Origin of the sequence: Vibrio spartinae (assembly GCF_024347135.1) — a bacterium.
GTDB classification, from domain to species: domain Bacteria; phylum Pseudomonadota; class Gammaproteobacteria; order Enterobacterales; family Vibrionaceae; genus Vibrio; species Vibrio spartinae.
The window spans coordinates 3,205,819-3,218,916 of sequence record NZ_AP024907.1 but is presented as its reverse complement, the minus strand read 5'-3'; the positions used below and the strand labels follow the sequence as shown (position 1 = coordinate 3,218,916).

The following is a 13,098-nucleotide window of genomic DNA, read 5'->3' as shown; positions in this document are numbered from 1 at the left end:
ACGGCTTGATGTTTAGAGGAGTGGGTTTAAGTGAGTTTGCTTTTAACTAAGCCACTGACTTTTCCCATATCTGCACGCCCTTGAATTTGCGGTCTCAATACAGCCATGACGTTACCCATATCCTGCATGCTTTGAGCACCGGAAGCGATAATTGCGTCATCAATGAGTTGCAACACTTCATCATCAGTTAATGCTTGAGGCATAAATTCCTTAAGCACTGTGATTTCGTTGCTTTCCGCATCTGCCAGATCTTGTCGTCCCGCAGATTCATATTGTGCGACAGAATCGCGACGTTGTTTGACCATTTTTGTCAGAACAGCAACGATATCATCATCGGTTAGCGTAATCCGCTCATCGACTTCACGTTGTTTGATTGCTGACATGGCCAAACGAATAGTGCCAAGACGAATTTTATCCTTGGCTTTCATCGCAAATTTTTGCTCTTCTTTGAGCTTGTCAATCAGAGCCATAACTCATTCCTTTCCGAAGGAGTTATTAGTACAAGCGAACGCGACGAGCGTTTTCGCGAGCGAGCTTCTTAGCATGACGCTTTTGAGCTGCTGCTTTAGCGCGTTTGCGAACAGTGGTTGGTTTTTCATAGTGCTCACGACGACGCACTTCAGAAAGAATACCTGCTTTTTCGCAAGAGCGCTTGAAACGACGCAGAGCGACGTCGAACGGTTCGTTTTCACGTACTTTAACTACTGGCATATGCCTTTCACCTCAGGGGATATTCGTTAACGCTGGTCTCGCTTAGTTGGAATATATCCGGTACTTACCAGCACAATCAAAAATGGTGCGGAATTTTAATCTGAATGGAAAGGCTTTGTAAAGTATTTTATGGATGAATCTCTGTACAAAATTTGTCTGTCCTGTGAAGGCAAGGTAACATGGCGTCAATTTTGATGTCGAGATGGAAGTTTTCCGGAAAATTATGCGTGTATTAGGTATTGAAACCTCTTGTGATGAGACGGGGATTGCGATTTACGATGATGAACAAGGCTTACTGGCTCATCAATTATATAGTCAGATAGAACTTCATGCTGATTATGGTGGTGTTGTCCCGGAACTTGCTTCAAGGGATCACGTTAAAAAAACAATTCCTCTGATTCTGGCTGCAATGGCGCAGGCCGATTGTCGCCCGGAAGACATTGATGGGGTGGCTTATACTGCCGGCCCGGGGTTGGTTGGTGCTTTGCTGGTTGGTGCCACAATCGGGCGTAGTCTCGCTTATGCCTGGAATGTGCCGGCCGTACCGGTACATCATATGGAAGGGCATTTACTGGCACCGATGCTGGAAGAAAACCCGCCTGAGTTTCCTTTTGTTGCGGTGTTGGTTTCGGGCGGACATACCATGATTGTCGAAGTCCAAGGGATTGGTGCGTACCAGATCCTTGGTGAGTCGATTGATGATGCAGCCGGAGAAGCATTCGATAAGACGGCGAAGTTAATGGGACTGGATTATCCGGGAGGACCGTTATTGGCGCGTTTGGCTGAAAAAGGGACTCAGGGACGATTTCGTTTCCCTCGGCCGATGACTGACAGACCGGGGCTGGATATGAGTTTTTCCGGATTAAAAACGTTTGCTGCCAATACGATTGCCGCACATGATAATGATGAGCAGACGCGTGCAGATATCGCTTATGCTTTTCAGGAAGCCGTGTGTGATACGTTAGTGATCAAATGCCGTCGGGCACTGGAACAAACGGGATTAAAGCGGATAGTGATTGCCGGCGGAGTGAGTGCCAATCAACGGTTGAGAGCCGATTTAGCACAATTGGCTCAGAAAGTCGGGGGAGCCGTCTATTATCCGCGGACTGAATTTTGTACCGATAATGGTGCCATGATTGCTTATGCCGGTATGCAACGTTTCAAAAATGGTGAAGTATCCGGTCTTGCCGTACAGGCGACGCCCCGCTGGCCAATTGATCAGCTTCAGGCCATTCATTCCTGAACGTTATTCTCAATAAACGTTATTCTCAATAACAGCAGCTCAAATGTTACGCTCGACCTGTTTTTTCTTGCTGGATTGGTTTTTCACTGGATTAGACTGAATAGAGATAACGGGGGCTGTTTTTTTGTCAGTGAGCATTAACAATCCCCGAGCATTAAAAAGAAACTGAGCATTAAAAATAACGAGCATTAAAAAATAAACAGTATGAACAGCATAGAAGGTCATCAAACGAATGAAATCATTTACAGTGAACGGCAAAACGATGCGTTATCAGGATATCGGTACTGGCGAGGTGTTACTGTTCGGTCATAGTTACCTTTGGCATAGCCAGATGTGGCAGCCACAAATTGCAGCGTTGAGCCAGAATTATCGGTGTATCGTGCCTGATTTATGGTCGCATGGTCAATCTGACGCTGCTCCTGACGACATGCATTCGCTGAAAGATTATGCCGGGCATATGTTGGCACTCATGGATCATCTTGCGATTGAATCATTCTCAATCATTGGGCTGTCTGTCGGTGGTATGTGGGGAACTGAGTTAGCATTAATTGCACCAGAGCGAGTGAATGCGCTGGTTTTGATGGATACGTTTATCGGGCTTGAGCCGGAAGTGATGCACGCCAAATATTTTGCGATGCTTGATACGGCAATTGCAACGCAGTCTTTTCCTGAGCCGATGGTTCCACAAGTCTTAGCGATGTTTTTCTCTGCCGGTGCTTTACAGCAAACGCCGGAACCCGATTTTGTCACTGCGTTTCGAACGTTTTTGCTGGAAATATCGGGGCCGCAGGTTGCGGAGATGGGACGTATCGGCAAGATCGTGTTTGATCGCCGGGATCTGATGGATGAAGTCGATGCTTTGAATCTGCCGGTATTGATCATGGTGGGGGAGCGGGATCAGCCTCGGCCGGTGTTAGAGTCTCATCTGATGTTGGATGCTATCGCGGGAAGTCGGTTGGTTGTGATTCCTCAAGCCGGTCATATCAGTAATCTGGAGCAACCCGAGTTTGTCACGCAAGCGTTACAAGATTTCTTTGAGCGACTTGCGCGTTAGCCTCAACGCTTTCCTCAATCAACCTTATTCATAGCGATTGGTCATTGTCGTTTTACTCTGGCCTTGAGCGTATAGTCAGTTTTTTTCACCGACTTTGGGTTCTGTGCCATTGAGCAGACGTTTAATATTCTCTTGATGTCGGAAAATAATCAGACAACACAGCATCGCGACAGACAGGGTGTAGTTGGGCTTGATCATCCAAGTGTATAGCGGCGTGAGTAACACGGCCATCAATGCTGCTAGCGAAGAATATCGGGTGATAAGCAGCGTTGTCAGCCACGTCACAATGACCACTGCGGTTAAGTCGAGTCCGAGCGGTGCGATTGCGCCTAATGCTGTCGCGACGCCCTTTCCCCCTCTGAAATGGAAGAAGATCGGATAAATATGTCCTAAACAAGCGGCAATTGCGATCACGCCAAGCAGAAAGGGCGTTACACCCAGAAAGTAGCTTCCCCAGACAGGAATTGTGCCTTTCAACATATCGCATAACAGTACAATGACGGCCGCTTTTTTGCCGCCGACCCTTAGAACGTTTGTTGCGCCCGGATTATGAGAGCCCGACGCTCTGGGGTCGGGAAGCCGGAGTAAACGACACACGAGCACCGCACTTGAAATCGATCCAAGCAGGTAAGCTGAGATAATGATCAAAAGTATCAATGGCGTCATTTGGGCCCTGAGTTGTGTGCAAGTTTAACTGTATGATTCGATCTATAAAAATATATATTAATTTCGCATATTGAAATCATTTAAGTATATGATAATCACTATACCTAAGTCATCCCAGGAGGCTTGGGTATATGCCAAAATGGTCTTAAAATACAGGTTTAAACAGAATTATTTGTTGTATATCTGATGACGCTCTCTTTTTGAGCATCTTTGAGATTATATTTGGCAATAATACAGGATGATTTTTTATCTCAATTCGATATTTGGGATTGAAGTATGGTGAGATAATTGATGGATAAAGTATTTATAGAACAGTTAGTTGTTGTTACAACGATCGGCGTTTACGATTGGGAACAGCAGATCAAGCAGAAACTCGTTTTCGATATTGAAATGGCGCATGATAATCGCCCGGCAGGCCTGAGTGATGATGTCACTGATGCATTGGATTATGCTCAGGTGAGCCAACAAATCATCCAGTATGTTGAAAATGGAAGATTTTTACTCATAGAACGTGTCGCTGAAGAGGTCGCTCATTTGCTCATGACGACTTTTGCTGTGCCTTGGCTCAGGATTCGTTTGACAAAACCGGGAGCGGTTCCTCAGGCGGCTGGCGTCGGTGTGGTGATTGAAAGGGGACAGCTATGACGCTGGTTTATGTCGGTGTCGGTTCTAATATCGACCGGCATAAGCATGTCGAGGCCGCTGTCAGTGAACTGAAAAAATTGGGAGATCAACTTCGTCTTTCAACGATTTATGAATCTCCGTCACAAGGGTTTCAGGGCGGGGCATTTTTCAATTTAGTGATTGAAATGCATACTGACCTTTCATTGGCTGCTTTTACCGGAATGCTAAAGGATATCGAGCTAAACTGGGGGCGACAGCCCAATGCCCAAAAATATCAGGATCGGACGTTGGATCTGGATATCATTTTATTTGGTGATGTTGTCAGCGCGGAAGCGCCGCAGTTGCCCCGTCAAGATATTTATCAGTATCCGTTTGTGATTCAGCCGCTTTGTGAACTGTGCCCTGAACTTTTATTGCCGGGCGACGGAAGACGTGTCCGACAAATTTGGCTTGAGGCTGACAATCTGGAAGTTTTGAAGCCTGTAGAATTCTGGTTCACTGAAACTAATTTTTCTCAATGTAAAGAGTAAGTAATGGATTTAATTCAAAGTGTTATACTTGGATTGGTTGAAGGTATCACCGAATTTCTACCAATCTCATCAACCGGACATTTAATTATTGTCAGCGATTGGCTTGGTCTCTCTCAAACAGAGAGTAATAAAGCTTTTGAAGTCATTATTCAGCTTTCCGCTATTTTAGCTGTGCTGACGAATTATAAAGAGCGTTTCCATCCTCGATATCTTGCATTATGGATAAAAGTTTTCATCGCATTTTTACCCATCGCCGCCATCGGTTTCTTGTTCCAAAATCAAGTGAAAGCGCTGTTTAATATTCAGGTTGTCCCGATCATGTTCATTATCGGGGGGATTATTTTTCTGATTGTAGAGCGCTTCTTGAAAAATCATGCTTCGACGGCTGAAACATTGGATCAGATCACCTATCGGCAAGCGATTTGGATCGGGGTTGCTCAGGTGTTTGCTTTGGTTCCGGGAACCAGTCGGGCCGGTTCAACAATTGTTGGTGCTTTACTCGTGGGCGTCAGCCGTAAAGCGAGTGCTGAATTTTCATTTCTGTTGGCCTTACCCGTGATGCTTGCTGCGAGTGGTTTGGACTTATTGAAAAATCATCAGAACTTTCAAGGTGAAAGTGCGTTACCTCTGATTGTTGGTTTTATCACTTCTTATATTGCTGCCTGGGTTGTCATGAAACTGTTTCTCGCTTTTCTGAACCGCTTTACATTCAATGCGTTTGGTATTTATCGCATCATTTTCGGTGTTTTTTTACTGTATTGGGCGTATTAATCGTGGGGAACCGTCGTGTTGTGAGATCTGCCGGCCAGCAAGTTGTCCTTTAACGGACTTATCATAATAAGAGGGAAGTTCTTTTCTGCCATTTTTGATAGACTTCCCAGAAATCCTATTTGCAATCACAAGTGAGCGTCATGCGAGTATTTGCTTTAACACTGACTCTATTTTTAATACTGTTCCAGTATTCTCTGTGGTTTGGCAAAAATGGCGTTTCCGATTTTCATCGTGTCTCTGATGACATCAAAACCCAGCATTCTGTGAATGTGAATTTACAAAAACGCAATAAAGAAATGTATGCGGAAATCGATGATTTACGTCAGGGGCTGGATGCAGTTGAAGAAAGAGCAAGGCATGAGCTTGGGATGGTGAAAGAGGGTGAAACATTTTACCGGGTTATTCATGAGGATCGCCCCTAGATGATACAGGAACGAATTTCAGTTGTTATTCCGGCTGCTGGTGTCGGCCGTCGGATGTTAACCGATAAACCGAAACAATATTTGACGATTCACGGCCAAACAATTTTGGAGCATACAGTCGAAAAATTGCGTGCTCACCCGCAGGTTGGCAAAGTCGTGATTGCCGTCAGTGATGATGACCCTTATTTCAGTCAATTATCCCTCGCTTCTGATCCTGACATTATTCGGGTTGCCGGTGGTCAGGAACGTTCAGACTCTGTTTTTGCAGCGCTTGATTATGTGGTGAAGCATATCCCGACAACATGGGTGATGGTGCATGATGCTGCGCGTCCATGTGTTCGTTTGAGTGATATTGATCGCTTGATTGACGCGGTTATGTCACATGATGTTGGCGGGATACTGGCAACACCGGTTCGGGATACGATGAAGCGTTCGAATCATGCCCAAGATATTGTCGGCACCGTAGAGCGAGAGAACCTCTGGCATGCATTGACCCCCCAGATGTTCCGAACTGATGACTTGCATCGGGCTTTATCCCGGGTGATTGGTCAGCATATAGCCGTGACGGATGAAGCATCAGTGATGGAATGGCATGGTGACAAACCACGTATTGTTTTGGGGGGGAGCGATAATATAAAAGTGACGCAACCCGAAGATTTAGCACTGGCTGAGTTTTACCTCAGCCGTGAATAATACCCCTGAAAGAATAATACCTAAATAAAGCAGTAAGGAATGGTTATGTTTAGAATTGGTCATGGGTTTGATGTTCATCAGTTTGGCGGTGAAGGGCCAGTCATGATTGGCGGTGTATCTATCCCTTATGAACAGGGGTTGTTGGCTCATTCCGATGGCGACGTTGCTTTGCATGCATTAACCGATGCATTGCTGGGTGCCATTGCTGCCGGAGATATCGGACGCCATTTCCCAGATACGGATGAACAGTGGAAAGGCGCGGATAGCCGAGCGCTGCTGCGACATGTTTATCAGAAAGTTATCGCGCATGGCTATCGATTGGGCAATGCCGACATTACGATTATTGCTCAGGCACCGAAAATGGCGCCTTATATTGACCAAATGCGAGCTTTGATTGCGGATGATTTGGCGACAGATATCAGTCATGTCAATGTGAAAGCGACCACAACAGAGCGATTGGGATTTACCGGACGTAAGGAAGGAATCGCCTGTGAAGCGGTTGTGTTACTGATGAAGTAATGCTCTCATTTAGTCATGAATTTAGTTGTAATTAACCCCGTCAGGGGGGATGGCTTGACCATCATAACGAGGATATCCGAATGGATGATGTTTTAGCCAATCTGGCCTATTTGTATGGAAAACCAGTTGCAAAGGCGAAAATTAAAGTAAAACCAGAACATTTTATTGTCACGGAAGATCTCGGGTTTCCACTGGATGGATTGGGTGAGCATCTGATGGTTCGCATTCGTAAGACCGGAGAAAATACCAGCTTCGTCGCCAACGAGTTAGCCAAAGCATGTGGTGTGAAGTCGAAAGATGTGAGCTGGGCGGGTTTAAAAGATCGCCATGCCGTCACCGAACAATGGTTGAGCGTTCACTTACCGAAAGGGGATACACCGGACTTTTCTGCTTTTCAGGCACGTTACCCCCACATCGAGATCCTTGAAACCACCCGTCATCAACGCAAATTAAGACCGGGAGATCTACGGGGAAATCATTTTCAGATTACGTTAACAGAAGTCACAGACATCGCGGATGTCGAGCAGCGGTTGAACATGATCTGTGAGCAGGCCGTACCCAACTATTTTGGTGCACAACGTTTCGGTCATCAGGGCAATAATTTGAATGAGGCTCGGCGATGGGGACGAGAGAATGTCCGTACTCGCAACCAAAATCAGCGCAGTCTCTATCTTTCTACTGCCCGCTCTTGGATTTTTAACCAGATCGTTTCTGAACGGATTGCAAAGGATTGTTTCCATCATTTGATTGATGGAGACATTGTGCTTCAGGGCAATGAACAGATCCTCGTTGAAGGAGATGATATGCTTGCTCAGTGGCAATCATCTGTTGTGCAGCGGCAAGCTGGTATTTCAGCGGCGCTGGCCGGAGATAATGCGCTGCCAACCCATAGTGAAGCTCTCGCTTTAGAACAGCGATTTGTTGATGATGAGCCAGATTTGATGAAATTGATTCGCGGGAACCGAATGAAGCATGAAAGGCGGAATATTGCTCTCAAACCTCAGCAACTGGATTGGAAGCTGGGGAAAAATGAGGTTATATTGAATTTTTCGCTTGATGCGGGATGCTTTGCGACTTCTTTATTACGAGAGTTAGTTGAAGAAATACCTGTGGAAAGGGAGTTCTGATTGATGAAAATTTTGTTGAGCAATGATGATGGTGTCTATGCTCGGGGAATTAATACTTTAGCTGAAGCATTGTCTGATTTGGCTGAAGTTGTGGTTGTGGCTCCGGATCGAAATCGCTCCGGGGCTTCTAATTCACTGACACTGGAGCAACCACTCCGTATTCAGCAAATCGCACCAGCGGTTTACTCTGTTCAAGGCACACCAACTGACTGTGTTCACTACGCTTTGAATGAATTAATGAAAGACGCTTTACCTGATTTAGTCTTGAGTGGTATTAATCACGGCGCGAATTTAGGTGATGATGTGTTTTATTCGGGGACAGTTGCCGCAGCAATGGAAGGACATTTTTTAGGGGTACAATCAATCGCATTTTCTTTGGTGGGTGAGACTCATTTTGACACCGCTGCTCATATTGCCCGCCAGATGGTCAAACAGCATTTGCATGCTCCGATTCCGACCAATAGATTGATGAATGTCAATATCCCTGATCTGCCGTTGGAACACATTAACGGTATGAAAGTGACTCGTTTGGGAGCTCGACATCATGCGGAGAGTATGATTCGGCAAAAAGATCCGCGAGGACATGATATTTATTGGTTGGGACCGCCGGGTAAAGAACAGGATGCCGGGGAAGGCACTGATTTTTACACGGTTGATCATGGATTGGTGTCGATCTCGCCATTACGAGTGGACCTGACCGCCCATGAGTCGATCAATGCAGTGGCAGATTGGTTAGAAAGGTAGCTGATATGTCAAATTCACTCGCTGATAAGTTGATCGACTTTCTTGTCAGAAACGGCATTGAAGATTTACGTGTTCTGGACACTATGCGTGAACTACCGAGAGAGAATTTCGTTTCACAGGCGATGGTCCATCAGGCGTATGAAAATAACGCATTACCAATAGGGTTGGGGCAAACTATTTCTCAGCCTTATATTGTTGCCAAGATGACCCAACTGTTAGCACTGACACCGACAAGTCGGGTACTGGAAGTCGGAACCGGCTCTGGGTATCAGACCGCAGTATTGGCACGTTTAGTTGAGCATGTGTGTTCGATTGAGCGAATTAAAACGTTGCAATGGGAAGCAAAGCGTCGTTTGAGACAACTGGATATTTATAATGTATCCATGAAACATGGCGATGGTTGGCAGGGATGGCGCACCAAGGCACCTTTTGATGCCATTATTGTGACAGCTGCTGCTTCTGAAATACCTCAGGCGCTGTTGGATCAGTTGGCTGACGGGGGACGATTGGTGATCCCCGTTGGTTATGATGAGCAACAGTTACTGAGAATAACCCGGAATCATGAGTCGTTTCATTCAGAAATCATTGAAATGGTCCGGTTCGTTCCTTTAGTTGCAGGTGATTTAGCCTAACAATGAGAAGCAGCATCAGACTTTTAATTTTGGCAGTTTTATCAACATATCTGATGGGATGTGCCGCGATATCACCCGCGCCGGTGTCTGAAGTAAAGAAGGCTTCCCGGGGAAGTTACCGTGGGAGTTTCTATCAAGTTAAAAAAGGAGATACACTTTACTTTATTGCCTACCTGACTGACAAAGATGTAGAAGATTTGATCAGTTATAATCATCTCTCCCCCCCTTATACAATCTATCCTGGTCAAAAAATACACTTGTGGAAACCCGCTTATACGCCACCTTCTTACGGGAAGTCTCAATCCGTTGCTGCGACAAAAAATGGGATAGGGATCAAAGGTTCTGATGACGTATTAACTCACGTCTCATTAAAAGATTCTAAGAATAAGCAAATCTCTAATAATTTAGAGAATAAATATGACAAAGTTAAAAAACCGGCAGGTAAAAGTATTGAATCTTCACAATCAAAGGGGTATGGTGAATCCAAAGGTAAAGAAAATGTTAATTCTAATTTACTAACTACTAATTTAGCACATGCCACAAAAATTGATAGGTGGCTATGGCCAACAAAAGGGAGGGTTATCAGACAGTTTTCGGCTATTGATCAAGGAAACAAAGGGGTTGATATTGCAGGACAGCGAGGTCAGTCCATCGTATCTTCGGCAGCAGGAACCGTGGTTTATTCGGGCAATGCTTTAAGAGGTTACGGAAATCTTGTGATTATAAAGCATAATGATAAATATCTTAGCGCGTACGCGCACAATGATCGGTTGCTAGTGAGTGAGGGACAAAGTGTAAAAGCTGGTCAGAAAATCGCAACAATGGGAAGTTCCGGTACCAGCAGTGTTCGTTTACATTTTGAAATCCGCTATCAGGGTAAGCCAGTGAATCCAAAACGCTACTTACCATAAGTATTTGAATTGATAAGCGTAAGCACCATATAGCGACATTAAAAGTAGTAGTGTCTTGCTAGCTCGCCAGGGGGAGGCATCATGAGTAAAAGCAATTCAGTAACTAAGGTCGGTCAATTTGATTTTGATTCAGGAGCGTTTGATCTCAATACATTGGACAATGAGGTCAGTTCTGACGCTACACCCGTCGAAACTCGAGAAGATTACGAAGTAACTTCCAAGAGCTTAGACGCAACTCAACTCTATTTAGGCGAAATTGGTTTTTCTCCTTTGTTAACCGCAGAGGAAGAAATCCTGTATGCACGTCGGGCTCTCCGGGGTGATGAGGCCGCTCGTAAACGAATGATTGAGAGTAATCTACGTCTCGTTGTTAAAATATCTCGCCGATATAGTAACCGTGGTCTGGCTTTGCTGGATCTAATCGAAGAAGGTAATCTCGGGTTGATTCGGGCCGTTGAAAAGTTTGATCCAGAAAGAGGATTTCGCTTTTCTACGTATGCAACCTGGTGGATCCGACAAACGATTGAACGGGCGTTGATGAATCAAACCAGAACGATTCGTTTACCTATACACGTTGTCAAAGAACTGAATATTTATTTACGGACAGCACGTGAGCTATCACAGAAGTTAGACCATGAACCAACAGCGGAAGACATTGCGTTTGAGCTGGATAAATCGGTTGATGATGTCAGTAAGATGCTCCGTCTGAATGAACGTATTAGTTCTGTTGATACACCGATTGGTGGTGATGGTGATAAAGCATTGTTGGATATCATTCCTGATGCAAAACACTATGACCCAGAATATTCGACAGAAGATGATGATATCAAATCTTCACTCTTACATTGGTTAGATGAACTAAATCCGAAACAGAAAGAAGTGTTGGCAAGACGCTTTGGCTTGCTCGGCTATGAACCATCCACTTTAGAAGAAGTTGGTAAAGAGATTAATCTAACCCGTGAGCGAGTTCGTCAAATCCAAGTCGAAGGCCTGCGTCGTTTGAGAGAAATTCTACTGAAACAAGGCTTGAATATGGAGTCTTTGTTCGATGTAGAGAGTGAAGAATAAGACGTCATTTATTATCTAAAAATTAGTAATCGATCATTTTAAGCGAAACCCCGTTTATACGGGGTTTCTGTTTTCATTCTTCTGCTCAATATGGATTACAGCTTTCGAACATCTGAATGGGATACATTACAGGCACTTGTATTCCATTTCTCACCAATTTTTCTCGATTCACCCTGACCTTTCTGAATACCGACATACTCGACACAGACTTTGGGTTTCCCCGTTTTGTAGTTCTTGATTTTCAGGTTTCTGATCGTTGCTGAATCTCTATAGTTGCCGTTGATGCCAGCAATTGAGCCAATTTTAGCATCTACTTTAACCCCATTGATTGAGAGGTATCTGGGCCCACCATTGTTGGTACAATTTCCGCAAGAACGGTACAGTTTTCCGTGTTGGCCGGTGAGGGTAAAGTTGCCGCGAATTTCGGTGGTGCTATTTTTTGAGTTGTGCTGGAATACCTTATCAGGTTTGCCGCCCGGGCCATTGGCACTGTTATAGGCAACCCCCCCGATAATGGTCATTCTCTTGCCGTTATTGGTTGCAGCATCTTCACAGATATCTTCCCAAATGACGTTTTGTAAGGTGCAATTCCCGGATTCACAATGAATACCATCAGCACCACCATTTCGGGAAATACGGACATTTTTTACCGTTGCGTTGTGTAAGGTGAGCACGGCTTTTTGACCCTCTGCATCCCCGTTACAACTTAATCCGATGGTCTTGCCTCCGCAGTCAACGGTTTTGTTGCTAATCACGGCGCCAGCGTAGCATTCAGATGATCTGGCAGCCGCGAGACTGGTGGTTAAATAATGGTCTTCGCTGCTGTTTGTGCTGGCGTCATTTGAAGTAAAGGTGTGATCCTGATCGTCTACTGCCTTGATCTGGTAGTAATAATCGGTGTAGCTATCTGCTGTTGTGTCTTCAAACGTTCTTTCGTCCGGGGTCAGAACCACAATTCTTTCTCCTTCGTCTGATAATGTGGATTTTCGGTAAACTTCTTGCCGAACGACACGATTCTGATCGGATGACCAGCTCAGGATGGTTTGTGCGTCTTGCTGGTATAGCATGAGTGTCAAATCACTCGCCATTGCAAACTGACATGACAGTAATGAAAGTAAAGCCACCGTTGTTCGATGAATCATCATATGTTCCCTTTTTGTTTTTTATATGGACAGGATATCGATGCTTATTATAAATATGCTGAGTAAATAAAATACTCATTTATACTATTACCATTTGAATTATAAAAAATCCAAAACAATGTTTCATTTATTTGAATTATTGAATCAGCGATCATCTTATTGTGAAATACTCATTTTTGTTACTTGCATTTTTGTTACTTGCAATATTGTTGCATGTTGCATGTTGCATGTTGCATGTTGC

At 44.7% G+C, this 13,098-nt stretch carries 17 protein-coding genes; 13 read left to right on the top strand and 4 right to left on the bottom strand.

What is annotated here, in order from left to right; translation table 11 throughout:
• Positions 1–26: 26 nt before the first annotated feature.
• Both OCU60_RS14425 and rpsU read right to left on the bottom strand, forming a co-directional pair.
• Positions 27–470 (bottom strand): GatB/YqeY domain-containing protein, encoded by a 444-nt coding sequence (locus tag OCU60_RS14425; RefSeq protein ID WP_074371890.1) that lies wholly within the window; start codon positions 468–470, stop codon positions 27–29.
• A 25-nt stretch (positions 471–495) separates the two neighbouring features.
• Complete coding sequence (rpsU, locus tag OCU60_RS14420) at positions 496–711, bottom strand: 30S ribosomal protein S21 (RefSeq protein ID WP_001145625.1); 216 nt, start codon at positions 709–711, stop codon at positions 496–498.
• Between the two features lie 223 nt (positions 712–934).
• On the opposite strand from rpsU, the gene tsaD reads away from it, so the two are divergent.
• Together tsaD and OCU60_RS14410 are read left to right on the top strand one after the other, a co-directional pair.
• Complete coding sequence (gene tsaD, locus OCU60_RS14415) at positions 935–1,954, top strand: tRNA (adenosine(37)-N6)-threonylcarbamoyltransferase complex transferase subunit TsaD (RefSeq protein WP_074371940.1); 1,020 nt, start codon at positions 935–937, stop codon at positions 1,952–1,954.
• Positions 1,955–2,186: 232 nt separating this feature from the next.
• The gene (locus tag OCU60_RS14410; RefSeq protein ID WP_074371887.1) at positions 2,187–3,008 is read left to right on the top strand and encodes an alpha/beta fold hydrolase; all 822 of its coding nucleotides are present in this window, start codon (positions 2,187–2,189) and stop codon (positions 3,006–3,008) included.
• Between the two features lie 75 nt (positions 3,009–3,083).
• Here OCU60_RS14410 and plsY read toward each other — a convergent pair whose 3' ends face one another.
• The gene (gene plsY, locus OCU60_RS14405) at positions 3,084–3,674 is read right to left on the bottom strand and encodes a glycerol-3-phosphate 1-O-acyltransferase PlsY (protein ID WP_074371886.1); all 591 of its coding nucleotides are present in this window, start codon (positions 3,672–3,674) and stop codon (positions 3,084–3,086) included.
• Positions 3,675–3,965: 291 nt separating this feature from the next.
• Here plsY and folB point away from each other — a divergent pair, with 291 nt between their 5' ends.
• The 11 genes from folB (at position 3,966) to rpoS (ending at position 11,715) form a co-directional block, all read left to right on the top strand.
• Complete coding sequence (gene folB, locus OCU60_RS14400) at positions 3,966–4,319, top strand: bifunctional dihydroneopterin aldolase/7,8-dihydroneopterin epimerase (RefSeq protein ID WP_074371885.1); 354 nt, start codon at positions 3,966–3,968, stop codon at positions 4,317–4,319.
• Positions 4,316–4,828: a 2-amino-4-hydroxy-6-hydroxymethyldihydropteridine diphosphokinase gene (gene folK / locus OCU60_RS14395; protein ID WP_074371884.1), complete on the top strand. Its 513-nt coding sequence runs from the start codon at positions 4,316–4,318 to the stop codon at positions 4,826–4,828. Before folB ends, folK begins: the two co-directional genes overlap by 4 nt.
• Positions 4,829–4,831: 3 nt before the next feature.
• Entirely contained in the window at positions 4,832–5,599 is a 768-nt protein-coding gene (locus tag OCU60_RS14390; protein WP_074371883.1) for an undecaprenyl-diphosphate phosphatase, read from the top strand.
• 140 nt (positions 5,600–5,739) lie between these two features.
• Positions 5,740–6,021 (top strand): cell division protein FtsB, encoded by a 282-nt coding sequence (ftsB, locus tag OCU60_RS14385; protein ID WP_074371882.1) that lies wholly within the window; start codon positions 5,740–5,742, stop codon positions 6,019–6,021.
• Positions 6,022–6,714: a 2-C-methyl-D-erythritol 4-phosphate cytidylyltransferase gene (ispD, locus tag OCU60_RS14380; RefSeq protein ID WP_074371881.1), complete on the top strand. Its 693-nt coding sequence runs from the start codon at positions 6,022–6,024 to the stop codon at positions 6,712–6,714.
• A gap of 45 nt (positions 6,715–6,759) precedes the next feature.
• On the top strand, positions 6,760–7,233 hold the full coding sequence (gene ispF, locus OCU60_RS14375) for a 2-C-methyl-D-erythritol 2,4-cyclodiphosphate synthase (protein WP_074371880.1): 474 nt from the start codon (positions 6,760–6,762) through the stop codon (positions 7,231–7,233).
• A gap of 80 nt (positions 7,234–7,313) precedes the next feature.
• Complete coding sequence (truD, locus tag OCU60_RS14370; protein ID WP_074371879.1) at positions 7,314–8,360, top strand: tRNA pseudouridine(13) synthase TruD; 1,047 nt, start codon at positions 7,314–7,316, stop codon at positions 8,358–8,360.
• A 3-nt stretch (positions 8,361–8,363) separates the two neighbouring features.
• The gene (gene surE / locus OCU60_RS14365) at positions 8,364–9,104 is read left to right on the top strand and encodes a 5'/3'-nucleotidase SurE (protein ID WP_074371878.1); all 741 of its coding nucleotides are present in this window, start codon (positions 8,364–8,366) and stop codon (positions 9,102–9,104) included.
• 5 nt (positions 9,105–9,109) lie between these two features.
• Positions 9,110–9,736, top strand: a complete 627-nt coding sequence (locus OCU60_RS14360; protein ID WP_074371877.1) for a protein-L-isoaspartate(D-aspartate) O-methyltransferase — start codon at positions 9,110–9,112, stop codon at positions 9,734–9,736.
• A gap of 2 nt (positions 9,737–9,738) precedes the next feature.
• Positions 9,739–10,647, top strand: coding sequence for a peptidoglycan DD-metalloendopeptidase family protein (locus tag OCU60_RS14355; protein ID WP_074371876.1), 909 nt, complete (start codon positions 9,739–9,741; stop codon positions 10,645–10,647).
• An 81-nt stretch (positions 10,648–10,728) separates the two neighbouring features.
• Complete coding sequence (gene rpoS / locus OCU60_RS14350; protein ID WP_074371875.1) at positions 10,729–11,715, top strand: RNA polymerase sigma factor RpoS; 987 nt, start codon at positions 10,729–10,731, stop codon at positions 11,713–11,715.
• Positions 11,716–11,810: 95 nt separating this feature from the next.
• Here the strand turns inward: rpoS and OCU60_RS14345 are convergent, their stop codons facing one another.
• Positions 11,811–12,860, bottom strand: a complete 1,050-nt coding sequence (locus OCU60_RS14345) for a pectate lyase (RefSeq protein ID WP_074371874.1) — start codon at positions 12,858–12,860, stop codon at positions 11,811–11,813.
• Between the last annotated feature and the right edge of the window lie 238 nt (positions 12,861–13,098).

Bases quoted from the DNA above. Each gene is read 5' to 3' on its own strand.
- OCU60_RS14425 (WP_074371890.1), bottom strand. From the start codon at position 470: ATGGCTCTGATTGACAAGCTCAAAGAAGAGCAAAAATTTGCGATGAAA.
- rpsU (WP_001145625.1), bottom strand. From the start codon at position 711: ATGCCAGTAGTTAAAGTACGTGAAAACGAACCGTTCGACGTCGCTCTG.
- tsaD (WP_074371940.1), top strand. From the start codon at position 935: ATGCGTGTATTAGGTATTGAAACCTCTTGTGATGAGACGGGGATTGCG.
- OCU60_RS14410 (WP_074371887.1), top strand. From the start codon at position 2,187: ATGAAATCATTTACAGTGAACGGCAAAACGATGCGTTATCAGGATATC.
- plsY (WP_074371886.1), bottom strand. From the start codon at position 3,674: ATGACGCCATTGATACTTTTGATCATTATCTCAGCTTACCTGCTTGGA.
- folB (WP_074371885.1), top strand. From the start codon at position 3,966: ATGGATAAAGTATTTATAGAACAGTTAGTTGTTGTTACAACGATCGGC.
- folK (WP_074371884.1), top strand. From the start codon at position 4,316: ATGACGCTGGTTTATGTCGGTGTCGGTTCTAATATCGACCGGCATAAG.
- OCU60_RS14390 (WP_074371883.1), top strand. From the start codon at position 4,832: ATGGATTTAATTCAAAGTGTTATACTTGGATTGGTTGAAGGTATCACC.
- ftsB (WP_074371882.1), top strand. From the start codon at position 5,740: ATGCGAGTATTTGCTTTAACACTGACTCTATTTTTAATACTGTTCCAG.
- ispD (WP_074371881.1), top strand. From the start codon at position 6,022: ATGATACAGGAACGAATTTCAGTTGTTATTCCGGCTGCTGGTGTCGGC.
- ispF (WP_074371880.1), top strand. From the start codon at position 6,760: ATGTTTAGAATTGGTCATGGGTTTGATGTTCATCAGTTTGGCGGTGAA.
- truD (WP_074371879.1), top strand. From the start codon at position 7,314: ATGGATGATGTTTTAGCCAATCTGGCCTATTTGTATGGAAAACCAGTT.
- surE (WP_074371878.1), top strand. From the start codon at position 8,364: ATGAAAATTTTGTTGAGCAATGATGATGGTGTCTATGCTCGGGGAATT.
- OCU60_RS14360 (WP_074371877.1), top strand. From the start codon at position 9,110: ATGTCAAATTCACTCGCTGATAAGTTGATCGACTTTCTTGTCAGAAAC.
- OCU60_RS14355 (WP_074371876.1), top strand. From the start codon at position 9,739: ATGAGAAGCAGCATCAGACTTTTAATTTTGGCAGTTTTATCAACATAT.
- rpoS (WP_074371875.1), top strand. From the start codon at position 10,729: ATGAGTAAAAGCAATTCAGTAACTAAGGTCGGTCAATTTGATTTTGAT.
- OCU60_RS14345 (WP_074371874.1), bottom strand. From the start codon at position 12,860: ATGATGATTCATCGAACAACGGTGGCTTTACTTTCATTACTGTCATGT.